Source organism: Enterobacter vonholyi (assembly GCF_008364555.1).
Taxonomy (GTDB): Bacteria; Pseudomonadota; Gammaproteobacteria; order Enterobacterales; family Enterobacteriaceae; genus Enterobacter; species Enterobacter vonholyi.
The window spans coordinates 347,758-372,627 of record NZ_VTUC01000006.1 but is presented as its reverse complement, the minus strand read 5'-3'; the positions used below and the strand labels follow the sequence as shown (position 1 = coordinate 372,627).

Annotated in this window: 7 protein-coding genes and 1 pseudogene; 3 read left to right on the top strand and 5 right to left on the bottom strand. The window is 60.2% G+C overall.

The features are described from left to right. Positions 1-113 precede the first annotated feature (113 nt). The 3 genes and pseudogenes from F0319_RS10455 to F0319_RS10450 all read right to left on the bottom strand — a co-directional run bounded on the left by F0319_RS10455 (position 114) and on the right by F0319_RS10450 (position 19,578). Positions 114-15,518, bottom strand: coding sequence for an Ig-like domain-containing protein (locus F0319_RS10455; RefSeq protein WP_478210374.1), 15,405 nt, complete (start codon positions 15,516-15,518; stop codon positions 114-116). Positions 15,519-15,608: 90 nt separating this feature from the next. After that, a pseudogene (locus tag F0319_RS22620) lies at positions 15,609-18,119 on the bottom strand (Ig-like domain-containing protein); the annotation flags it as partial. Between the two features lie 121 nt (positions 18,120-18,240). Next, positions 18,241-19,578 carry a TolC family outer membrane protein gene (locus F0319_RS10450; protein ID WP_115875011.1) on the bottom strand — a complete coding sequence of 446 codons (1,338 nt, stop codon included), beginning with the start codon at positions 19,576-19,578 and terminating at the stop codon, positions 18,241-18,243. A 742-nt stretch (positions 19,579-20,320) separates the two neighbouring features. On the opposite strand from F0319_RS10450, the gene F0319_RS10445 reads away from it, so the two are divergent. Then, positions 20,321-21,064: a DeoR/GlpR family DNA-binding transcription regulator gene (locus F0319_RS10445; protein ID WP_111964663.1), complete on the top strand. Its 744-nt coding sequence runs from the start codon at positions 20,321-20,323 to the stop codon at positions 21,062-21,064. A 13-nt stretch (positions 21,065-21,077) separates the two neighbouring features. Continuing rightward, positions 21,078-22,145: an oxidoreductase gene (locus F0319_RS10440; protein WP_149366857.1), complete on the top strand. Its 1,068-nt coding sequence runs from the start codon at positions 21,078-21,080 to the stop codon at positions 22,143-22,145. Between the two features lie 44 nt (positions 22,146-22,189). Here F0319_RS10440 and cybB read toward each other — a convergent pair whose 3' ends face one another. After that, positions 22,190-22,720: a cytochrome b561 gene (gene cybB, locus F0319_RS10435; RefSeq protein WP_149366856.1), complete on the bottom strand. Its 531-nt coding sequence runs from the start codon at positions 22,718-22,720 to the stop codon at positions 22,190-22,192. Positions 22,721-22,909: 189 nt separating this feature from the next. Between cybB and gap the strand changes: the two genes are divergently transcribed. After that, positions 22,910-23,911 carry a type I glyceraldehyde-3-phosphate dehydrogenase gene (gene gap, locus F0319_RS10430; RefSeq protein ID WP_023311641.1) on the top strand — a complete coding sequence of 334 codons (1,002 nt, stop codon included), beginning with the start codon at positions 22,910-22,912 and terminating at the stop codon, positions 23,909-23,911. Between the two features lie 55 nt (positions 23,912-23,966). On the opposite strand, the gene F0319_RS10425 is transcribed toward gap, so the two are convergent. Continuing rightward, complete coding sequence (locus tag F0319_RS10425) at positions 23,967-24,761, bottom strand: YdcF family protein (protein ID WP_149366855.1); 795 nt, start codon at positions 24,759-24,761, stop codon at positions 23,967-23,969. Positions 24,762-24,870: the final 109 nt, after the last annotated feature.

Below are 24,870 nucleotides of genomic sequence, written 5' to 3'. Positions count from 1 at the left end.
AAACGAACGCTTTCTAAACGAGCCCGCAAAATAATCTTGTGAAATATAGGGTTATGACTATTCGTGTAAAGAAATGCCAAAAGGCCGCGGGGATCGCTCCCCGCGGCGTTGTTTTACGCAATTAACAGCTGATGGTTCGCCAGCAGCGTCGCCAGATCCGTCTGCACGCCGTTCAGGGTCACCAGAGTGGTCGGCGAGAACTGGCCGCCCGTACCGTCCAGGTCAACCTGGATCTCGGTATTGCTGCCGTTCTGCACCACGCGGATGTAATCGCTGATATTGCCCGCGCTGCTGTCCAGCGTGGCCACGCCGTTCACATAGCTCGCCGAGCCCGTGCCGGTATAGCCGCTGCCGGAGAGCAGATCGCGCAGGTCGATACGATCCGTGTCCGCTGTCCCTTCCCAGGTCCCGACCGTAAAGCCGTTCACCACGTCGTGACCGTTACCGCCCGTCGCATCCGACGCGTTGATCAGCTTGTAGAGCAACGTATCGTGACCGCCGCTGCCAATGTTGAAGGTGTCATTTCCGCCGCGGCCTTCGAACTGGTTATCACCGCTGTTGCCGGTGATGACGTCGTCGAAATCCGAACCGTTAATCCCTTCAATGTTCAGCAGACGCGTGGTGCCGAACCCGGTGTCCTGCGCGGTTGAGAGGCGCAGGTCAACGGTTACGCCGGAGGTCGCATTGCGGTAATCCACCACGTCCATCCCACCGGTGTTGCTCCAGGTGTCATAGTCGGAATGGGTATTCCAGCCGCCGGAACCGTTGTAGGTATAGGTGCCGTTTTCCGCGATAAAGGTGTCGTTATACCCGGTCCCGGTGATAGTCCCGCTGTGGCCGCCGGTGGCGGCTTCGGCCGTCAGGACATAGCCCTCCTTGCCGTTGCCTGCTTCCAGACCGCTCCAGGTGACGTTATCCGACACGCCGTTGGTGATCTTCAGGATCTCAGCCGAATAGGTTTCATTCGGATCCAGCCCGTAGAAGCTCACCAGCGCAGAGGTATCGTTCGAACCGATACCGGACTGGGCGTTGATGATCTGCGAGGCCACCAGCACGCCCGCGGCGTTGTACAGATTGACCGTGTTGCCGTAGTAGGCGTTGATGCCCTCGCTGTCGACAATGTGCAGATGCATCGCGGTGCCGTCAGCAATGGTTTTGCTGTTTTGCACCAGCACCACCTTGCCGTTCTGCTGAGAAACCAGCAGGTCCTGCGCGCCGTCCCAGTTGTAGTCGACAGCCGCCACGCCGGTGACGTTCGCCAGGCCTGAAGCCAGCTGGCTTGAGGTCCAGGTAGAGCCGTAACCGTTGTTGGTGAACAGGGTCGCCGTTTGCGAGCCGCTGTAGGTGCTGAGCTTGACGATGTCCATCTGTCCGTCGCCGTTCCAGTCCACCGCCACAGACAAATAGCCCGCCGCTGCGTTAGAGGCTTCTACCGCGCTCTTGGTGGCCGAGAGCTTCCCGGTACCGTCGTTGTAGTAGATCACCCCGCCGTTGTTGTTGTAGCTGCTGCCCAGGTACAGATCCATGTAGCCATCGCCGTTGAAGTCCGCCCACGTCATGGATGCCGCCGTGGTGGTATTTGAAGCGTTTGCCACAAACACGTTCGTCAGGTTCTGACCGATGGAGAGCGTGCCGTTACCGTTGTTGTTGATCACGGTTAACGAGTACGCGCCGCTGCGGTTAGTGTGCTGGACAATATCTACCGTGCCGTCGTTGTTCAGATCGACGCCGGAGATTTCACGCATGGTGGTGAATTGCCCCCAGAAACCTGCTCCGCCATTGGTCCCATCCGGCGACAGTACGCCGTTCTTGTTGATCAGGTACGTAATGGAGTCCGCGCCGGAGTCACCGTAGGCCAGATCCAGATAGCCATCGCCGGTTTTATCGTACGCAATTACGCCGCCGTACCAGATGGTAGTGCCCATTGCCAGCTGGCTGGCGTTATAGGTGCTGCCATCGTAGGTCCACATCACCTGCGTTGACCCGGCGTAGGTATTTTCCGTCGCGAAAATGTCCTGCGTGCCGTTACGGTCAAAGTCGGCGGCGGTCTGGCTCACCACGTAGTAGTTACGGGTATTGGTCAGCGTATTGCCGGCATAGGTCGAGCTGTCGCTGCTGGAGTATGACTGGCCGTTAGCGATGATATTCCACAGACCGCTGCTGTTCATGCCGAGGGTCATGGTGGAGTTGTTGCTGTTCCCCGCCGTGGTTGCCCAGTCGGTATTCACCGAGGTGGTATCAATCACCAGGCTGCCGGTCGCCGTACCGGTGGTATTGCCGTTACCCGCGCTGCTCTTCACCTGCGCGGTCACGCTGTAGCTTGCCACGCTCAGCGCATCGCCGTCCGGGATCTGCAGATACCAGGTGTTGTGATCCGGGTCGACCACCACCGCACCGCCCGTCTGGGAGGTGTAGGTTTTGCCGTTCACCGTCACCACCAGATATTCACCGTTCACCAGGTCAGCGGAGACGGTACCGCTGACGATCGGCGTAGTGTCCGACGTGGTCTGCGCGGTAATCGCCGCCGTGGTGGTCGGGATGCTGGTATCGACGTTCAGCACAAAGCCGTCGGATTCCGTGTAGTTTCCGGCCCTGTCGGTGACGCGCACGATGTAGGTGTGATTCCCGTCGCTCAGGCCGTTGTCCTGGAAGGACCAGCTCGCGCTGCCGTTCATGGTCACCTGGCCGAGCAGAACCCCGTCACGGTAGAGCTGCACGATCTCGCCGTCATCCGGGGCGCGGTTAAGCGTCCCGTTGATCAGCGGCGAGTTATCGTCCGTTGCCACCGCGCTGCCAAAGGTGCCCTGACGCTCGCCTTCGCCGTCGGTATAGCTGACGACCGTGCCGACCGTGGTCGGCGGCGTGGTGTCTACCGTGACGACCTGAGACGCGGTCGAACCCACGTTGCCCGCCTGGTCGATAATCCGCACCTGGTAGGTGTAGTCGCCGTCAGGCAGATCGCGGGTATCGGTGTAGCTCCAGCGCTGGTTGGTGACCGTGGTATCGAGCCACGTATTCCCGCCGTCCAGGCTGATCTGTACGCGCTCGTCGCTTGCCAGCGCGCTGCCCAGCGAACCGTTAATGGTCAGCGTGGTGTCCATGGTGATGAAATCACTGCCGGACTGGCCGGTATCTTCGCTGATGCTGTCGATGGTGACGCCGTACTGCGGCGCCTGGGTATCCACCGTCACCGCCTGCGAGGTGGTTGCCCCCACGTTCCCCGCCAGATCGACGACCCGTACCTGATAGTTATGGCTGCCGTCGGTCAGAGTACGCGTGTCGCTGTAGCTCCACTGCGTGCCGCTCACGGTGGCGTATACCCAGGTGCTGCCGCCGTCCATGCTCACCTGCACGAATTCACCCGCGCCGAGTTCTGCGCCGAGCGTTCCGTGCAGCGTGTACGAGGTCGAACTGGTCAGGAAGTCGTTATTGTCGAAGCCTGTATCCACGGTAATGTTATCCACGGTCACCGTAATCGCCGCATCCGGGGCGACCGTATCGACGGTCACCTGCTGATGGGCGCTGGCCCCCACGTTACCGGCGGCATCCACCACGCGGACGTAGTAGTCATAGGTCTGGTTACCCAGCGTACGGCTATCGACGTAGTACCAGCTGTTGCCGGTGACAATCACGTTCTGCCAGGTGACGCCGCCGTCGATGCTGATCTGCGCGTATTCCCCGTCGGCCAGCGTCGCGCCGAGCGAGCCGTGCAGCGTCAGGGACGTGTCGCGAGTGATAAAGTCGCTGCTGCTCAGGCCGGTATCGTCGCTGATGCTGTCGATGGCGATCGTTTTGCTGGCGTCCGGCGCAACGGTATCAATGGTCACCACCTGAGAGGCGGTGGCGCTGATGTTGCCCGCATCGTCAATCACGCGCAGCTGGTAGTTGTAATCCCCGTCGGCCAGCGTGCGGCCATCGACGTACGTCCAGCTCAGGCCGCTGACGCTGACGTCGGTCCAGGTGACGCCGCCGTCAAGGCTGATCTGCGCGTGGTCGCCGCTACCCAGCGCCGCACCGAGCGTGCCTTTAAGGCTGATCTGGTTGTCGCTGGTGATAAAGTCGCTGCCGGACAGGCCGGTATCCTGCGTAATGGAATCCACGGTAATGGTGGTTGCCGCAGGCTTCGTCAGATCAATCACCACGTCCTGGCTGTCCGTTGCCCCCACGTTGCCCGCGTTATCAATCACCCGCACCTGGTACTGATACATACCGTCCGTCAGGGTGCGGCCATCGGCGTAGCGCCAGGTGGTGCCGGTCACGGTCAGGTCAATCCAGGTAACGCCGCCGTCGAGGCTGATCTGCGCCTTCTCGTTATTGCCGAGCTGCGCGGTCAGCGAGCCGTTGACGACGACCTGACTGTCGTTGGTAATGAAATCCGTTGCGCTCAGGCCGGTATCGTTTTGCAGCGAATCAATACTTATCACCATCGACGGCGCGGTGAGATCCACCGTGACGGTATGGTTATCGCTGGCGCTGTTGCCGATGGTGTTGCTCACCTGCGCATTGATGACGTACGAGCCGCCGTCTGCCAGCGCGGTCACGTCAGCGCTGCCCACCGTATAGCTCCAGGTACCGTCATTCTGGACGGTAGCCGCATAGGTTTTACCGTTCAGCGTGATGGTCACCGTCTGGCCTGCAGGCGCGTCGGTGGTACCGCTGATAATCAGCGGCGTGCCGTGCTCGGCGGCGTTGACGATATCATCCTGCGCAAAGGTGTTGATGGTGATGGTTGGCACATCGCCGTTCAGCGTCACGTCGTGCGTTGCGCTGCCCGGGTTGCCCGCCTTATCGTTCACCGAAGCGGTGATGGTGTACTCCCCGTCGCTCAGGCCGAGGAAATCACGGCCCGGCACGAAGACCGACCACGATCCGTCCGCCTCGACGGTCGCCTGATAGCTGTGCCCGTTGAAGGAGACGGTCACCGTCTGGCCCTGTTCCGCCGTGGTCGTACCACGGATCGTCTGGCCCGCCAGCTGCTCCGCGTTGTTGACGATATCGTCATCGGCCACGGTGCTGATGGTCACGGTTGGCGCAACGGTGTCTACCGTTAAGGTGTGCGTGGTCTGGCCGTTATTACCGGCTTTATCGTTGACCGAGGCGGTCACCGTCAGCGCGCCCTGGCTCAGGACGGCCAGATCTGCCGCCGGCACGTCGAGCGTCCAGGTGCCGTCGCTGCCGACAAGCGCAGTATAGGTTTTGCCGCCCAGCGTCACGGTAACGGTCTGACCCGCCTCCGCGCTGGAAGAACCGTGCACGGTCAGCGGCTGCTGCGCTTCCGCGGCGTTCAGCATGTCGTCAACCGACAGCGTCCCAATGCTCACCACCGGCGCAGTGGTATCCACGCTGATAGTATGCGTTGCGGAGGCGCTGTTGCCCGCGCTGTCCTGTGCCGATACGGACACCTGATAGCTGGCGCCATCGGCCAGGGCGCTGACGTCTGCAACCGGTACGGTAGTCGTCCAGGTGCCGTCGCTCTGAATGGTGGCCGTATAGCTCTTGCCGTTCAGGGTCACGGTGACCTGAGTCCCGCTGGCGAACTGCGCGCTGGAGCCGTTAATCACCAGTGACGAACCGGCTTCAGCCGCGTTGATCACGTCGTCACCGCTAAGGGTGTTCACCGTCAGCGCCACGGAGGCGGTGTTGACCACCACGTCATGGGTCTGGGTGCTGCTGTTACCCGCGCTGTCGGTAATGGTCGCGCTGAGGGTCACGGTGCCGTCGGTCAGGGCGGAAATCACGCTGGCCGGAACGCCCACGCTCCAGTTGCCGCTGGCGTCAACGGTGGTGGTGTACTGGTGCGAACCGAGGGTGATAACCACTTTATCCCCGACGTTCGCGCCGGTTGCCGACCCGCTGACGATCTGCGCCTGGCCGTGCTCCACGCTGTTAATCACGTCATCGCCCGCGACAACGTTAAAGCTGACGGTCGGCGGCGTGGTATCAAGCGTAATTGTCTTGCCCGCGCTGCCCGGGTTACCCGCGGCGTCGCTCACGCTCGCCTGCACGGTGTAGCCCTTATCCGCCAGCGTGGAGAGGTCGCTGCCCGGAACGTTAACGCTCCAGATGCCGCCCTGCTGCACCTGCGCGGTATAGCTCTTACCGCCCAGCGTCACGGTGACCGTCTGACCGACTTCCGCCGTAGTGGTGCCGGAGATGGCAACGCCCGCAGCCGCTTCGCTGCCGTTAATCACGTTATCGCCTGCAACCGTATCAATGGTCACGGTTGGCGCAGTCGCGTCCACGCTGTACTCCCGGCCCGCCGACGCGCTGTTGCCGTGCGCGTTGGTGACGCTCACCTGTACGCTGGCATCGCCGTCCTTCAGGCCCGCGAGATCCGCAGACGGCACGGTGGCCGTCCAGTTACCGTCAGCATCCACCTTAGCGATGTAAGTCTTGCCGCCGAAGGTAACCGTAACGGTCTGGTTTTCCTCCACGTTCGAGGTGCTGCCGGAGAGCACCAGATCCGCGCCTTTTTCCGCCGCGTTAATCACGTCGTCGGTGGCAATCGCATCGATGCTGATAGCCACCGACGCCAGGTCGACGGTCACGTCATGGCTGATGGTCACCGGGTTGCCCGCCGCGCTCTGACCTGCAACGGTCACGGTGACGGTACCTGCTGCGAAGGCCGCGACGTCTGCCGCCGGGATCGCCGCGTTCCAGGATCCGTCTGCCAGCACGGAGGCCGCATAGGTTTTGCCATTGACGGTCACGGTGAGCGTTGTGCCTGCCGCCAGCCCGTCGCTGGTGCCGGAGACGATCAGGTTTTGAGTATGTTCGATGCTATTGATCACATCGTCGCCCGCCACGGTATCAACGCGCAGGCCCGGCAGGCTGGCGTCGATAACGATTTCGCGCTCGCCGGTCCCGGTGTTGCCATGGCCGTTGGTGACGGTTGCTGACACCGTCAGGTCACCGTTACCCAGCGCCGTCAGGACGGACTCCGGCACGCTCACGGACCAGGTCAGATCGCTCTGCACCGTCGCGGTGTAGGTGTTGCCACCAATGGTCACGGTGACGGTATTGCCCGCCTCCGCGTTCGTTACCTTGCCGCTGAGGGTCTGGCCGGCCGCCACTTCCGCCGCGTTAATGACGTTATCGCCCGCCACGGTGTTGATGGTGACGGTCGGCAGCGCGGTATCCACCAGCAGGTTCGCGGTGTTGCTCACGCTGTTGCCCACGCCGTTGGTCGCGCTCGCGCTCAGGGTGTAATTCGCTTCGCCCAGACCCGCCAGATCCGCTGCCGGAACGGTCAGGCTCCAGGTGCCGTCTGCCGCCGTCGTGGCCGCGTAGTTTTTGCCGTTCAGGGTCACGGTCACCACGGTGCCTTCCGCGAGGTTGGCGCTGGTGCCGCTAACGCTCAGATCCTGACCTTTCTCTACCGCGTTCAGCACGTTGTCGCCGCTGATGGCATTGAACGCCACGGACGGCAGCCCGGTATCGACGGTCACGTTATGGCTGCCGCTACCGATGTTGCCCGCCGCGTCGGTAACCGACGCCGTGACGGTCACGGTGCCGTCGCTGAGGCCGGAAATCACGCTCGCCGGGACGCCCACGCTCCAGTTCCCCGCCGCGTCCAGCACGGTGGTGTACGTCTGGCCGCCGATGGTGACGGTGACCTTATCGCCCGCAGCCGCGCCGGTGGCGGTGCCGCTGATGATGTGCGCCTGGCTGTGTTCTGCGAGGTTAATGACATCGTCGCCCGCCACGGTATTGATGGTCACCGCAGGAACGGTCACGTCCACCGTCAGAGTGTGATCAACCGACGCCGGGTTGCCCGCCTTATCGCTTACCGATGCGGTAACGGTCACGCTGCCGTCCGTCAGGGCCGCAACATCGGCCGCCGGGACGTTCAGCGTCCAGCTGCCGTCCGCGCTGACGGTTGTGGTGTAGTCTTTGCCGTTCAGCGACACGGTCACCGTCTGGCCAGCTTCTGCAGAGCTGGTACCGGACACGGTCAGATCGCTCTTCGCTTCGGCGGCATTCAGAATGTCGTCCGTCGCCAGGGTATTAATCGTGACGGTCGGCGCGGTGGCATCCACGCTGTACTCACGTCCCGCCGAGGCGCTGTTGCCGTTGACGTTGGTGACGCTCACCTGCACGCTGGCATCGCCGTCCTTCAGGCCAGCCAGATCCGCAGACGGTACGGTCCAGGTCCAGCTGCCGCTGTCGTCCACCGTGGTGGTGTAGATTTTGCCGTTCAGGCTGATGGTCACGGTCTGCCCGGCTTCCACGTTGGTGGTCGCACCGGACAGCACCAGATCCGCGCCCTTCTCCGCCGCGTTAATCACGTCGTCGGTCGCAATCGCATTGATGCTGATGGCAACGGTCGCCAGATCTACCGTCACATCATGGCTGATGGTAATCGGGTTACCCGCTGAGCTGTCGCCGGTCACGCTGATTTTGACGGAGCCTTCCGGCCACGCGCTCACGTCGGTAGACGGAACAGCCGCACTCCAGGTGCCGTCCGCCAGCACCGTGGCCGCATAGTCTTTGCCGTTGATGGTGACGGTCAGCGCCGTGCCTGCCGCCAGCCCGTCGCTGGATCCGCTGACGATCAGGTTTTGAGTATGTTCGATGCTGTTGACCACGTTGTCGCCCGCCACGGTATCGACGCGCAGGCCCGGCAGGTTAGCGTCGATAGCGATTTCGCGCTCGCCGGTACCGGTGTTGCCGTGGCCGTTGGTGACGGTCGCCGTTACGCTCAGGCTGCCGTTACCCAGCGCGGTCAGCACGTCAGACGGCACGTTGACGGACCAGGTCAGATCGCTCTGCACCGTCGCGGTGTAGGTGTTGCCGCCAATGGTCACGGTGACGGTGTTGCCCGCTTCGGCATTCGCCACGGTGCCGCTCAGGGTCTGGCCTGCCGCCACTTCCGCCGCGTTAATGACGTTATCGCCCGCCACGGTGTGGATGGTGACGGTCGGCAGCGCGGTATCCACCAGCAGGTTCGCGGTGTTGCTCACGCTGTTGCCCACCCCGTTGGTAGCGCTCGCGTTCAGGGTGTAGTTGGCCTGACCCAGACCCGCCAGATCCGCCGCCGGAACCGTCAGGCTCCAGGTGCCGTCTGCCGCCGTCGTGGCCGCGTAGTTTTTGCCGTTCAGGGTCACGGTCACCACGGTGCCTTCCGCGAGGTTGGCGCTGGTGCCGCTGACGCTCAGGTCCTGACCTTTCTCCACCGCGTTCAGCACGTTATCGCCGCTGATGGCGTTGAAGCTGACCGAAGGCAGACCGGTATCGACGGTCACGTTATGGCTGCCAGTACCGGTGTTGCCCGCCGAGTCGGTAACCGACGCGGTGACGGTCACAGTGCCGTCGCTGAGGCCGGAAATCACGTTCGCCGGGACGCCCACGCTCCAGTTCCCCGCCGCGTCCAGCACGGTGGTGTACGTCTGGCCGCCGATGGTGACGGTGACCTTATCGCCCGCTGCCGCGCCGGTGGCGGTGCCGCTGATGATTTGCGCCTGGCCGTGTTCTGCGATGTTAATCACGTCATCGCCCGCCACGGTATTGATGGTCACCGCCGGGACGGTGATATCTACCGCCAGGTTGTGATCCACCGACGCCGGGTTACCCGCCTTGTCGCTGACTGATGCGGTAACGGTGACGCTGCCGTCGGTTAATCCTGCCAGATCGGCCGCCGGAACGTTCAGCGTCCAGCTGCCGTCCGCGCTGACGGTTGTGGTGTAGTCTTTGCCGTTCAGCGATACGGTGACCGTTTGGCCCGCTTCGGCGGTGCTGGTGCCGGAAACCGTCAGATCGCTCTTCGCTTCGGTGGCATTGAGAATGTCGTCCGTCGCCAGGGTATTGATGGTCACGGACGGTGCGGTCGCATCCACGCTGTACTCGCGGCCCGCCGAGGCGCTGTTGCCGTTGACGTTGGTGACGCTCACCTGCACGCTGGCGTCGCCGTCTTTCAGACCCGCCAGATCGGCCGCTGGCACCGTGGTCGTCCACTTGCCGTCGGCGCCTACGGTCGCGGTGTAGCTCTTGCCGCCGAAGGTGATGGTGACGGTCTGATTTTCTTCGACGTTTGAGGTAGTGCCTGAGAGCACCAGATCCGCGCCCTTCTCGGCCGCGTTAATCACGTCATCGGTGGCGATGGCGTCAATGCTGATGGCAACGCTCGCCAGATCCACCGTTACATCGTGGCTGATGGAAACCGGGTTACCGGCGCTGCTCTGGCCCGCAACGGTCACGGTAACCGTGCCAGCACTCAATGCGCCGACGTCCGCGGCCGGGATCGCCGCGCTCCAGGTGCCGTCCTCCAGCACGGTCGCCGGATAGGTCTTGCCGTTTACGGTCACGTTCAGCGCCGCGCCTGCCATCAGCCCGTCGCTGGAACCGGTGATAATCAGGTTCTGCCCGTGTTCGATGCTGTTGATCACGTCGTCACCCGCCACGGTATCCACGCGCAGGCCCGGCAGGTTAGCGTCGATCGTGATATCGCGCTCAGCGGATCCGCTGTTGCCGACGCCGTTGGTCACGCTGGCTGACACCGTCAAATCGCCGTTGCCCAGCGCCGTCAGAACAGATTCAGGCACATCGACGGACCAGGTGAGATCGCTCTGCACCGTTGCGGTGTAGATGTTACCGCCAATGGTCACGGTCACGGTGTTGCCCGCTTCGGCATTCACCACCTTACCGCTGATGGTCTGGCCGGCTGCCAGCTCTGCCGCGTTAATGACGTCGTCGCCCGCAATGGTGTTAACGATCACGCCCGGCAGAACGGACTCCACGTTCACGGTGTGAGACGCGCTGGTGCTGTTACCGACGCCGTCCGTCGCCGAGGCGGTGACGGTGTAAAGCGCCTCGCCCAGCTGACCGACTTCGCTCGCCGGAACGGTGGTGGTCCATTTTCCGTTATCGTCCACCTGCGCACTGTACGCTTTGCCGTTGAGCATCACGGTCACCACCGCACCTGCCGCCAGGCCGGAAGCCGTACCGGAGAGGGTCAGATCCTGGGTTTTCTCAGTATTGTTGATTACATCGTCACCGGAAACGGTGTCAATGGTCAGCCCCGGCGCGGTCAGGTTCACCTCTACGCCGTGCGTGGCGCTGTTGCTGTTGCCGGCTTTATCGGTCAGCGCCGCGGTGATGGTGTAATCCCCGGCGGCCAGCGCGGTTACGTCCGCCGCAGGCACGCCAACGCTCCAGTTGCCGGAGGCGTCGAGAGTGGCGGTGTACGATTTGCCGTTGAGGGTGACGGTGACCACATCGCCCGCCGCCGCGCCGGTCACGGAACCGGTGACAATCAGGGCCTGCGCATGCTCGGCGCTGTTGATCACGTCGTCGTCGGAAACGGTGTGAATGGTCAGCTGTGGAACGGTGGTATCAACCAGCACGTCGCGATCCGCGGAGGCCGGGTTGCCCGCTTTATCCGATACGGCGGCGCTGACGGTGTAGTTTCCGTCGGCAATCGCGCCCAGATCGGCGGACGGTACGGTCACGCTCCAGCTGCCGTTAGCCTCAACGGTGGTGGTGTAGTCCACGCCGTTCAGGGTCACGGTGACGGTCTGACCCGCTTCGGCGTTGGTGACGCCGTTAATCACCAGATCCTGCTGCGCTTCGGCCGCATTGATAATGTTGTTGTCGCTGATGATTTCAATAGACACCGTCGGCGCGGTCGCGTCTACGCTGTACTCGCGGCCCGCGGACGCGCTGTTGCCGTTCACGTTGGTGACGCTCACCTGCACGCTGGCATCGCCGTCCTTCAGGCTGCCCAAATCGGCAGACGGCACGGTGGTTGTCCAGTTGCCGTCGGCATCGACCGTCGCGGTGTACGACTTACCGCCGAAGGTGATGGTGACGGTCTGGTTTTCTTCCACGTTGGTGGTGGAGCCGGACAGCACCAGGTCCGCGCCTTTCTCCGCCGCGTTAATCACGTCGTCAGAGGCAATCGGGTTAATGCTGATGGCGACTGCCGCCAGATCCACCTTCACGTCATGGCTAATAGAAACCGGATTGCCCGCCGCGCTCTGGCCGTCCACGGTCACGGTGACCGTGCCCGCATTCAGCGCGCTGACGTCTGCCGCCGGAATGGCCGCCGTCCAGGTCCCGTCCGCCAGCACGGTTGCGGCGTAGGTTTTACCATTGACGGTCACCGTTAACGCCGCGCCCGCTGCCAGGCCTTCGCTGGAGCCGGTGATAATCAGGTTTTGAGCGTGCTCGATGCTGTTGATGACATCGTCGCCTGCCACGGTATCGACCCGCAGGCCAGGCAGGTTAGCGTCTATCACGATTTCGCGCTCGCCGGTGCCGGTGTTGCCGTGGCCGTTGGTGACGCTTGCTGACACCGTCAGATCGCCGTTCCCGATGGCGGTTAAGATCGTGGACGGCACGTTGACCGACCAGCTCAGATCGTCCTGAACCGTCGCCGTATAAGTATTGCCGCCGATGGTAACGGTGACAGTGTCACCGCTCGCCGCGCCGCTCACTTTCCCGCTCAGGGTCTGTCCGGCAGCCACTTCCGCCGCGTTAATAACGTCGTCCGTGGCGACCGGGTTGATGGTGACCTGCGGCAGCGCGCTGTCGACCAGCACGCTGTGGCCGGTGCTCGCGCTGTTGCCCGCGCTGTCGGTTACGCTCGCCGTCACCACATAGCTCGCTTCGCCTAGCGCCGAGACGTTTGCCGCCGGAACGGTCACGCTCCAGTTCCCGCTCGCGTCGGCGGTGGCCGTATAGTTGATGCCGTTCAGCGTCACCGTAATGGCGGCTCCTTCCGGCTGGTTGCTGGTGCCGGACACCTGCAGATCCTGGCCTTTCTCGGTCGCGTTGATCACGTCGTCAGCCGCCAGGGTATTGATGGCAATCACCGGCGCGGTGAGGGAGACGTCAAACTCGTGCGTCGCGCTGGTGCTGTTACCGGCTTTGTCGGTGAGGGTCGCGGAGATCGTCTGCTCGCCGTTTGCCAGCGCGCCCACGTCCGCCGCCGGAACGCCCACGCTCCAGCTGCCGGACGCGTCCAGCATGGCGCTGTAGTCTTTCCCGTTCAGGGTCACGGTAATCACGTCGCCCGCCTGCGCGCCCGTCACCTTACCGGAGACGATCAGCGCCTGGCCGTGCTCGGCAATATTCACGACGTCATCGCCCGCAACGATGTTGAACGAAATCTGCGGTACGGTGGTATCGACCAGCACTGAAGAGCCCGCGCTGGCCGGGTTGCCTGCCTTATCTGACACGGTCGCCGTTACCGCGGCGCTGCCGTCGGTGATGCCCGCCAGATCCGCCGCAGGCACGTCCAGCGTCCAGCTGCCGTCCGCCTGCACCTGCGCGCTGTATTGATTGCCGTTGAAGGTCACGGTGACCGTCTGGCCCGCTTCGGCAGTAGAGGTCCCGCTCAGGGTCAGATCCTGCGCCGCCTCTGCCGCATTCAGCATGTTATCGCCGCTGATGGTGTTGATGGTCACCGTCGGCGCGGTGGTGTCGACGCTGAACTCCTGCGCCGAAGACGCGGCGTTGCCGTTCACGTTGATGACGCTGACCTGAACGCTGGCGTCGCCGTCTTTCAGGCCGCTCAGATCGGCAGCCGGAACGGTCCAGGTCCAGTCGCCGTTGCCATCCACCGTCGTGGTGTAGGTTTTCCCTGCGAAGGTGATGGTCACGGTCTGGCCCGCTTCAACACCGGAAGTGGTGCCGGACAGCACCAAATCCTGGCCTTTTTCCACCGCGTTAAGCACGTTGTCGTCGGTCACGCTGTTGATGGTGATGGCGACCGGCGTGAGATCGACGTCCACGACGGTCCCGATGGTTACCGGGTTGCCAGAAGCATCCTGCGCGCTTGCCTTGATATCCAGTGAGCCATCCGCCCACTGGGACACGTCCGCTGCAGGTACCGCTGCCTGCCAGGTGCCGTCCGCCAGCACCGTTGCGGAATAGGCTTTGCCGTTGATGGTCACGGTCACGGCGCTGCCCGCCGCCAGATCGGTGCTGGTTCCGGATACAATCAGGTTCTGCGCGTGTTCAATCACGTTGATCACGTCGTCGCCTGCGACCGTATCAATACGCAGTCCCGGAAGCTGGGCGTCGATGGTGAAGTCGAGCGAAGAGGAACCGGTATTGCCGTGCGCGTTGGTGACGCTGGCCGATACGGTGAGATCCCCGTTACCGAGCGCGGTGAACTGGCTCTCGCTTAACGGCAGGCTCCAGGTCAGATCGTCCTGCACGGCAGCCGTGTATGTCTGGCCGCCAAGGATAATCGTGACAGTGTCACCTGGCGCCGCGTTCGTGACTTTACCGGACAGGGTTTGCCCTGCCGCCACTTCCGCCGCGTTAACGATATTGTCGCCCGCCAGCGTGTTAATCGTCACCACCGGCAGCGAGCTGTCTACCAGCACATCGTGTGAGGCTGAGGCGCTGTTGCCTACGCTATCGGTGACGTTCGCCGTCACGGTGTAATTCGCTTCGCCCAGCGCCAGCACGTTTGCCGCCGGTACGGTCACGCTCCAGTTGCCGCTGGCGTCAGCGGTGGCCGTGTACTGAATGCCGTTGAGGGTCACCGTAATAGTCGTGCCTTCCGGCTGGTTGCTGGTGCCGGAAATCTGCAGATCTTCGCCTTTCTCGGTCGCGTTAATCACGTCGTCCGCCGCCAGCGTGTTGATACCGATGACGGGCGTCACGGTATTCACCACCACATCCAGCGAACTGCTTCCGGTATTGCCGGATCTGTCGGTCACGGAGACGTCAACTGTCCAGGTGCCGTCAGCCAGCCCCTGCACGACGGACGCCGGCAGGCCAAGGCTCCATTTGCCCGCCGCATCCACCACGGTGGTGTAATCGACGCTGTTAATAGTGATGGTCACCAGATCGCCCGCTGCCGCGCCGGTGACGGAGCCGCTCAGGATCTGCGCCTGTGAATGGGCGAGCTGGTTAACGGTGTTGGTGTCGGTGACAAAGCTGTTGATGGTCACCTGCGGCACGGTCGCGTCCACCAGCCCCACGCGGTCGGCGCTGCTGGTGTTGCCCGCCACGTCGCTCACGGTGGCCGTCACGGTAACGATGCCATCGTTGAGGGCACCGACGTCTGCCGCCGGGACGCTCAGCTGCCAGGTACCGTCCGTCTGGACCGTAGTCTGATACGTTTTGCCGTTCAGCGTCACGGTAACCGTCTGGCCGGGTTCCGCACTGCTGCTACCGCTTAACAGTAAATCCTGCTGCGCTTCAGCCGCGTTGATGATGTTATCGGCGGTCAGGTTATCGAGCGTAATCGCCGGTGGCTGCGTATCCACCGTGACCACGCGCGACGCGTCGGCACTGTTGCCGTTGACGTTAGTGACGCTGACGCTCACCTGCGCGCGCCCGTCGATGAGTGTTTCCATGGCGCTGGCGGGCACGGTCAGGCTCCAGGAGCCGTCCTGCTGCACCTGCGCGGTGAAGGTCTGGTCGGCGAATTTCACCACCACGGTCTGCCCCGCCTCCACGCCCTGCGTCTGGCCGGAAAGGGTTAAATCGGCCCCTTTTTCTGCGGCATTCAGCAGGTCGTCGCCGGAGACGGTATCAATGGTGACCGCCACGGCGTTCAGATCCAGTTCAATCGGGTGTTCAGCCGCAACGGTGTTGCCCCAGGCATCTACCGCGCTGACGCTAACCGTGATGCCTCCCGCGCTCCAGGCCTGCAGGTCCGCCGCCGGGACGCCGATCTGCCAGTTGCCGCTGGCGTTAACCGCGGTAACGTAATCAACGTTGTTGATGGTAACGGTAATCTGCGTGCCGGCAGCCAGATGGGTGCTGGAGCCGGTGACGCTCAGATCCTGCTGCTGTTCGATCGCGTTGATGACGTCATCGCCGGAAATGGTGTTTACGCGCAGGCCCGGCAGTTCAGCATTGATATTGATATCGCGCTCGCCGGTGCCGGTATTGCCGTGCCCGTTGGTCACCGACGCGGTAAAGGTTAAATCCCCGTCGCCGAAGGCCTGAAGATCCGCTGACGGAATTTTCACGCTCCAGGTCAGGTCGTTGCCAACCGTTGCGGTGTAGCTCTTGCCGCCCACGGTGACAGATACGGTATCGCCCGCCGCCGCGCCGGTAACGCGACCGCTGAGGGTTTGATCGACGCCCGCTTCGGCTTTATTGACCAGGTTGTCGCCCGCAAAGGTGTTGATAATGACCTGCGGAAGTACGGTATCCACCAGCAGCGTCGCCCCGGCAGAACCGCTGTTACCCACGCTGTCGGTACCGCTGACGCTAACGGTGTAAAGGGTGTTCGCCAGATTCAGCACGTCGGAAACCGGCACCTGGACCGCCCAGATACCGTTTTCAACGGTGGCCTGATAGCTGACGTTGTTCAGCGTCACGGTGATAGTGCTGCCGTCAGGCAGGTTGCTGGTGCCGGTGAGGCTCAGCGGCTGCATTGCCTCCTGAGCATTCAGCACGTTGTCCTGGCTGATGGCGTCAATCGTAAATTCTGGCGGGTTTCCGCTCAGCGTAATATCGTGCGTGGCGCTGCCGGTGTTGCCTGCCGCGTCGGTCACGGAAACTGAAATTGTATGGTTACCTTCTCCCAACGCGCCCAGCACGGACGCCGGAACGCCTACGCTCCAGCTGCCGTCCGCCAGCACCACGCCGGTGAAGGACTGTCCGCCAACGGTCACGGTGACCACATCGCCTGCCGACGCGCCGCTCGCCTGCCCGGAAATAATCTGCGCCTGCCCCTGCTCGCTGATATTGAGGGTATCGTCGCCCGCCACGGTATCAATAGTGACGACCGGCGCGGTGGTATCAACCGTGAAATCTCCCGTCACGGACGTACCGTTGCCCGCTTTGTCGCTAACGTTAACCGTCAGAGTGTGATTGCCCTCGTTGAGCGCCTGCACGTCGTTCGCTGCAAGCGTGACGGACCAGGTGCCGTCGCTACCCACCGTAGCGTTATAGTTTTTACCGTTCAGCGTGACCGTGACGATCTGACCGGCTTCCGCATTCGTTTTACCGGTCAGGGTCAGCGGCTGATTGTGCTCAGCCGCATTAATGATGTTGTCCTGCGCGAGGGTATCGACAGAGAGGGTTGGTGCGGTGGTATCCACGCCGATCGTCTGGCTGCCGCTCACGGTATTACCCGCCGCGTCTTTGCCGCTGACGTTAATCGTCCAGGTGCCGTCGCCCAGCGCCTGCGCGTCTGCTGCAGGCACGTTCACGTTCCACGCGCCGTCTGCCCCGACTTCAGCCGGGTAGGTTTTGCCGTTCAGCGTTACGGTAAGTAAGGTACCCTGCGCCAGGTTTTTGCTGGCTCCGGAAACCGTAAAGCCCGCGGATTGTTCGCTGGCGTTCAGCACGTTATCGCCCGCCGTGGTGGCAAGCGTAATGGCGGCATCGGCGGTTGAAACCGTCACGGTGATACTGCCCGCAGAGGTGGTTTTACTGCCGTCGATCTGCACGACCGACCAGGTGTGCTCCCCGTCCGTCTGGGTCGGTAACATTACCGTCCACGTGCCGTCTTTGCCGACCATCGTGCTCGCAATGGTGCTGCCGCTGCTGTCTTTAACCTGGATGGTCGCGCCCGGCTGACCGGTACCGCTAAAGGTTGGGTTGCTGTCGTCCGTGATCTCGTTTGCGCTCAGCACGCCCTGCTTGTCACCCGCTTTATCCGACAGCAGGAAGGTTGGCGTGGCGCTTTCCACCTCTTTCGTATTATCAATAACTTTTGTCTTAGTTTCGCCGTCGCCGCCGTTTGCCAGCAGCGCCCCGATGGCACCGCCACCTAATGCAGCTCCCGCAATCCAGCCCCACGGCGCGTCGCTTAATACGCTTTCCTGTTCAAGGAAAGGTTGAATGCTGCTAATCGGTGTGGCCTGTGCGGTTAACTCGGTCACCGCAGCGCCTGACGCGTCCCCGGCATCGGCAAAAGAAATATGCGTCAGTTCCTGACGATCGTTGAATACCAGCTCTGACTGAGTATGCGTTTCAGGATCTTCAACAAAATAGTTATTGCAGCGGATAACGCTGCCATCTTTCATATAAATAAGGAGGTCTTTACCCTGGCGGACATAGCGCACCACATCCTGAGCAGAACCCTGGATTTCAATCACGCTCGGGGATGAAATAGAGACCGACAGATTTCCTTCGCCGGTTAATTTCGTTTTCTCCGCCGTTTTGCGAATGATGACATCAACAACTTTTATGTTACTCATATTCTTCTCCTTGCAGGTGTACGGATTCCTGTGGATATGTCCACCAGATGGATGTAGCTATCCCTGGGAAAAAACACCCATTATTTTCAGTCTTACTTTGCGCAACACTGCGCGTCTTTTATTAACTCAAATCGGGTAATTTTGCGGCAGCGTTTTTCTCTATTCCAATAAGCGGCATTAAATTATCAACCGCGGAAGCATAATTAATTGCCGAACTCCAGCCATCATACTCAGCGATTATTTTCGCCGAAGTAGCCTGCCAGACATCCTGCTCAACGCTGAGCAGATCGTTAATGCTCCTCTTGCTCAGGGTGTACTCATTTTTATAAACATCCCGGGCGCGCAGGGCATTTTCCAGCTGCTGCTTCCCGGCCTCCATTCTTCCCCGTGCGCCGGTCCAGTCCGCCTGCGCGACGGAGGCTTTTTGCAGGACGTCGAAACGCGCCTGATCGACCTGAGAGGAGGCCATCGCTCGTGCTCCTTCAGCCTGCCGCACTCGTGCGGAAACTGCGCCCCCCTGATAAAGCGGTGCGTCAATATTGAGCTGGATCTGGTCGTCCCAGTACGAACGGTTGTCCGATTCATAACGGGTGCGCCCGCCCTTCAGGCTTAACGTCGGCCAGTGCTGGGACTTCGCCGTTTCCACGCCGTACTGGGCAGAGCGCTCCATGTTTTGCGCGGCCATAACCGCCGGTATCAGCGAATAATCAATGCGGTTGAGCGAATCAGGTTCAACCGCGAGGTTTGCGGGTACAGGCGAATAGTTTTCTGCCTGCATACCGGTTAATACCGCAAGCCGCGCGCGGGCGCTGTTTAAGGCGGCCTGATACTGTGCGACCGTCGCCTGCATGCCAGCAATACGCGTGCGGGTCTGGAGCTCATCGGAGGTCGAACTCACGCCCGCGTCGGCACGCAGCTTTGCCAGCTGCTCAACGTTTTTCAGCGCCTGAACGTTCTCCTTTGCCGCCTGCAGCAGATCGGCATAGCGTTTGACCTCGACGTAGCTCAGCGCCGTTTTTTCCGCCACGTCAGAGAGCGTGCCCATCAGCTGATAGCGATAGCTATCGCGCTGGGCGGAAGACTGGCTGATGCTGTTATTGGTCTTGCCAAAATCGTACAGCAGCTGCGTCAGGCTCAGCCCCCAGGCGGCCGAATTCTTCAGCGACCCGCTGGAATCGGTGGTCTGGCTGTGCCCTGTACTCCCGTTCAACGATATTTGCGGCATCCAGCCGCTGCGCGCTTCATCTATTTGTGCCTGGCCAATACCTAATTGTGCGGCCTGCTGACTAATAGACGGATCGCGATCGATAGCAAAAAGAATGCTTTCTTTTAAGGTTGTCGTGGCAACCGGGGCAATGCCCACCTGACTGGTATTGGCGTACGCAGTATTTATGGCTAATGAAATGAATGCCAGTGCTGCTGTAAATCGGCGTAACATAGGCTTTCGTAATATCGTCATTGTTATCTCCCTGACTCTGAGTGACACTGAAGCAATTACCCAAAAAGAGGTATAGATAATTAGACAAATATCTTATTTAGCATCCTTGCCGTATTTTAGGTAAAACTCCCCCATACCCATTTCCTCTGGAGATGAGATCTGCCTGCGTCTTATTTAAATTAAGAATTTACTTATTTCCTAAAGTGGTTAGCAGCATAACAAAATGTGTTATAGGCCACTACACCCCCAATGTTAAGGCGGTGTTACAATTAAGAAAAAACATGGGGTTTCTGGACAAAACTCTTAAAATGACCTTTCAGATGAAACATATAAACCGACTGTTATTTAAGGAAAATTCTTAATTTGCTCCCTGTACATTTTTGCGTTAATTTCCGCGCGGGTCAGACACAAAGATTTTCAAAGAAGTGTCAATTTAAGTAGCCAAACAGGCTGAATTAAAATTTAATGCTATTAATAAACTAATTAAAGCAATTAAAAACCACACTAAAACGATTTAACAGAATTAAAACCCATTCAATGGTAGTGCAGTGGTTACATAACCCAAACCGTTAAATAAAACATAACAATAACATTGTGATTAACATTCAAAACGGCTTTCTTATACCTGTTTAATAAAATTTTAATAATCATACAACTGAATCATCCCGCTACTTCCCCCACATCAAAACGACATTGCCCTTCTCTCTTCGTTAAAATGCTGTATTATGCAAACTATTGCGACATTTTGCAGGAATGTACCCCCATGCACAAAACCGCTCGTCAACGCTACGTTCTGGATATCCTGAGCGAGCAAGGCCAGGCCAGCATCACCGAGCTGGCCGAAAAGCTGCAGGTTTCAGCCGATACCATCCGTCGGGATCTGACCGACCTGGAGAACCAGGGCCTGGCGCAGAAGAACCACGGCGGAGCCATCGCGTTGAATCTCTCCGCCATGAACCGTCAGGGCCGCAATACGCTGCTGCCGGAGACCAAACAGCGCCTGGGTAAGCAGGTCGCACAGCAGGTTCCACCGGGCTCCACCCTGTTTCTGGATGCCGGGAGCACGGTGATGGCCGTCGCCACCTTTCTTCAGGGGCCGCTCACCGTCATTACCACGTCACTGGATATCGCCCAGCACTTTAGCGACCGGGAAGACGTTGAGCTGATCCTGCTCGGGGGGAAATGGGACCACCAGCAGCGCCTGTTTGCCGGAAGCGCCACGTTATCTTTGCTGTCCCGCTATCGGGCAGATATCGCTATCCTCGGGGCGTGCGCCATTCATGCCGAACTTGGGTTGAGCGCCGGTAAAGAAGCGGATGCCGAGGTTAAACGCGCAATGCTGGACGCAAGCCACGTGCACTGGATTGTCGCCGATCATCTGAAAATTAACCGCTGCGAGCCGTATCTGGTTTCCGGGTTATCCAACATTCAACAACTCTTTTTAGATCGTCCCTGGCCTGAGCTTGGGGACTCTGGCGCATTGCAGGTCACGGTGTGCGCGAATTAACGTGGAGAAGGTCATGAGTAAAGTTCAAACAATCAACATTGCGCTGATCGGGTATGGATTTGTCGGGAAAACCTTCCATGCCCCGCTGATCCAGTCTGTGGACGGGCTTAAGCTGGCAGTTGTCTCTTCTCGCGATGAAGAGAAGGTAAAACGCGATCTGCCGGACGTACAGGTGGTCGCCACCCCTGAAGAGGCTATTCAGCATCCTGATGTTGACCTGGTGGTGATTGCCTCCCCCAACGCCACGCACGCCCCGCTGGCGACGCTGGCCCTGAACTCGGGTAAACACGTGGTCGTGGATAAGCCTTTCACCCTCGACATGCAGGAAGCCCGCGACCTGATTGCGCTGGCGGAGGAAAAGCAGCTGCTGCTCTCCGTCTTCCACAACCGCCGCTGGGACAGCGATTTCCTCGGCATTAAGCAGGTTATTGAGCAAGGCACGCCTGGCAAGGTTAAACACCTTGAATCGCACATCGACCGCTTCCGCCCGGAAGTGCGCGTACGCTGGCGCGAGCAGAATGTCCCCGGGAGCGGCCTGTGGTTTGACCTGGGGCCTCATCTTATCGACCAGACGCTGCAGCTCTTTGGCCTGCCGCAGTCGGTTCAGGGGAATATCGCGACGCTGCGCGACGGCGCAGAAATTAACGACTGGGCGCACGTGGTCTTAAACTACCCGGAGCATAAGGTGATTCTGCACGCCAGCATGCTGGTGGCAGGCGGTACGGCGCGCTTTGCCGTCCACGGGGACAAGGGCAGCGTGGTGAAGGCCAGAATCGATCAGCAGGAAGCACAGCTGCTCTCTGGGGTGATCCCCGGCAGTGAGTTCTGGGGCGAAGACAGCGACAGTATGGTGTTCTTCGGCGCTGACGGCGCGCCGCAGACGATCCCTACCCCGAAAGGCGATCAGCGCCAGTACTATATTAACGTGCGTGATGCGCTACGCGGGGAAATCGCCAATCCTGTCCATCCTGTTGAGGCATTAGCGGTGATGGCCGTGCTGGAAGCGGCGGTGAAGTCGTCGGAGACGGGGTCAACTCAGGGGCTGGCGTTAACTGCCGAAGAGCGTGCTTTGCTGGGTTAAAAAACAAGCCGGGTGGCGCATCGCCACCCGGCAAGCGTTAAATACTACGAACGCTTTTTCGGCATCATGCGCAGAAGGGTATTATCTTTCCAGAAATAGTGGTGCATCAGCGCCGCCGCGGCGTGCAGGCCAATCACAAAATAGCCCAGATTTGCCAGCGTTTCGTGCCACTCTTTCAGCACATCAACCAGGTCAAATTTTGACTCTGCCGCATGCGGCATCGCCAGGCCAAAAGCAAACCAGTCGCTGCCCCGGTTATACATCATCACAATGCCAATCAGCGGCAGCGCAATAAACAGCAGATACACCACCAGATGCCCCAGATGGGACATCCCCGTCACCATCGCTTTTGGCTTCGGTTGAATCGGTGGCGCGCGGAACTTCAGACGAACCAGAAGACGGGTCACCATCAGCACCAGGATACTGATACCGCATGAGACGTGGATCATGTTGATCGCCGGGCGCGCGGTGCGCGGGAAGAAACCTCTGAACTCCATGGCGCAGTAGGCGACGATGATTAACAGAAACACCAGCCAGTGGATGCCGATTTGCAGGCTTGTATATTTAGTGCGCATGTGATTTCTCAATTAAAAACAGTTACCGCGCCAACATAATCCCCTTTCCTTAAAAATTCATTAACTTTTCTGTATGGTTTTTCAAATACTTCCTCCCGCATGAAGCATCTTCAATTGCCGCCCTGCCCGTGATGGTCTAAGCCTGGATGAGTTCAAACTGTCGCATCGACACGTTTACAGGAGAACACCATGAGTAAAATTGGCATTAACGGCTTTGGACGCATTGGGCGCCTTGTACTGCGTCGCCTTCTTGAAACCCAGGACAGTAATACCGTCGTCGCCATCAACGACCTCACCTCCCCGAAAGTGCTGGCCTACCTGCTAAGGCATGATTCCAACTACGGTGGCTTCCCGTGGAGCGTGGACTTCACCGAGGATGCGCTGATTGTGGACGGTAAAACCATTGCGGTGTACGCCGAGAAAGAGGCGAAGCACATTCCGTGGAAAGCCGCAGGCGTGGATATCGTCGTGGAGTGCACCGGCTTTTATACTTCTGAAGAGAAATCACGGGCGCACCTGGACGCCGGCGCGAAGAAAGTGCTGATTTCTGCGCCTGCGGGTGACATGAAAACTATCGTCTACAGCGTTAATGACGACACCATTGACGCCAGTGATACCATCATCTCCGTCGCCTCCTGCACCACCAACTGCCTCGCTCCGCTGGCGAAAGCCCTGAACGATGCGTTTGAAATTAAGGTGGGCACTATGACCACCATTCACGCCTATACCGGTACGCAGGCGCTGGTAGATGGCCCGCGCGGGAAAGACCTTCGCGCCTCCCGGGCGGCGGCAGAGAACATTATTCCGCACACCACGGGTGCCGCCAAAGCCATTGGCCTGGTGATCCCTGCGCTCAGCGGCAAACTTAAGGGCCACGCGCAGCGCGTGCCGGTAAAAACAGGTTCGGTAACCGAGCTCGTGGCCATTCTGGGCAAGAAAGTCACCGTTGAGGAGATCAACGCCGCGCTGAAAAAGGCGACGCAGGGCAATAAATCGTTTGGGTATACCGACGAAGAAATTGTGTCGTCAGATGTGATTGGCTCGCACTATGGTTCGGTGTTTGACGCCACGCAGACGGAGGTGTCAGAGGCGGGAGAACTTCAGCTGGTGAAAGCCGTTGCCTGGTATGACAACGAATACGGTTTCGTCACTCAACTGGTGCGGACGCTGGATAAGTTTGCGGCGCTGTGATTTTTTCCCCTCATCCTAACCCTCTCCCCATTGGGGCGAGGGAATTGTTCCGTGCTCAGATGATTTTTCGCGTCACCTTCAGGACCGGATCCTGCTGCAGCTGTTTCCATGCGGCCATGACGGCCTCGGGGAATTCAACGTGAGCAATATAATCCCGCCCGGCCGGGCCATAGCCGTTGGCGTCATCATACAGGCGCGGCAGTTCCCCAAGAACCAGAGAAAGATAGCGGTCAACGGGCCACAGCCCGGTGTTGCCCTCACCGAATTCCACGCCCTCTTTTCCGTTTTGCAGCGTTGGCGTAAACCCGGGATGGCTTGTCCACTCCGGTGACTCGGACTCATCCCGACAAACGCGGGCAAACGTCGCCATCGTGCGGCGCTGCATCGTCGGATCCTGCACCACCAGCACCCGCCCGGTCGTTCGATGACGCTGTTTCAGCATGTTCCAGCTAAAGCGCGCGTTTTCACCGCAGTTGGTGGATTGATCCTCAACCCACAGATGCCCCTGCGGGATCTTCCAGAACTCCCGCGCAATGTCGGCAAGAATGCTTGCTTCGGCCCGCCCTGCGACCGGTACGGTGTGGTAACGCGGATGACTGGCGATGGCAGCATATAAAAAGGTGGTCGAATGCCCGATGCCGCCACTAATCAGGAGCGGGATTTCTCTCTGCGCGGCAATACGGCAGGCCGCGTCAATGGTTGGGATCACCGCGTTTCCAGCCAGAATCACCGCATCTATCTCCGGGGCCTGACGCGTCACGCTCAGTTCGTCCTGCGCCAGCCATGCGCCGACAGTATTGATGGCCGCCAGCGTGGCATCCGCCAGAAGGGGAAAATGGGGGTGAACCATGATGAACTCCTCACGTTGTTGAAGCGCCGAATTTATCATTTTCTGAAATAACCAGAAACATCCAAAAATCATCGGGTTGCACCTGCCTATTATGCTTTTGATTTCCAGC

Bases quoted from the DNA above. Each gene is read 5' to 3' on its own strand.
- F0319_RS10445 (WP_111964663.1), top strand. From the start codon at position 20,321: ATGCACAAAACCGCTCGTCAACGCTACGTTCTGGATATCCTGAGCGAG.
- F0319_RS10425 (WP_149366855.1), bottom strand. From the start codon at position 24,761: ATGGTTCACCCCCATTTTCCCCTTCTGGCGGATGCCACGCTGGCGGCC.
- F0319_RS10440 (WP_149366857.1), top strand. From the start codon at position 21,078: ATGAGTAAAGTTCAAACAATCAACATTGCGCTGATCGGGTATGGATTT.
- cybB (WP_149366856.1), bottom strand. From the start codon at position 22,720: ATGCGCACTAAATATACAAGCCTGCAAATCGGCATCCACTGGCTGGTG.
- gap (WP_023311641.1), top strand. From the start codon at position 22,910: ATGAGTAAAATTGGCATTAACGGCTTTGGACGCATTGGGCGCCTTGTA.
- F0319_RS10450 (WP_115875011.1), bottom strand. From the start codon at position 19,578: ATGACGATATTACGAAAGCCTATGTTACGCCGATTTACAGCAGCACTG.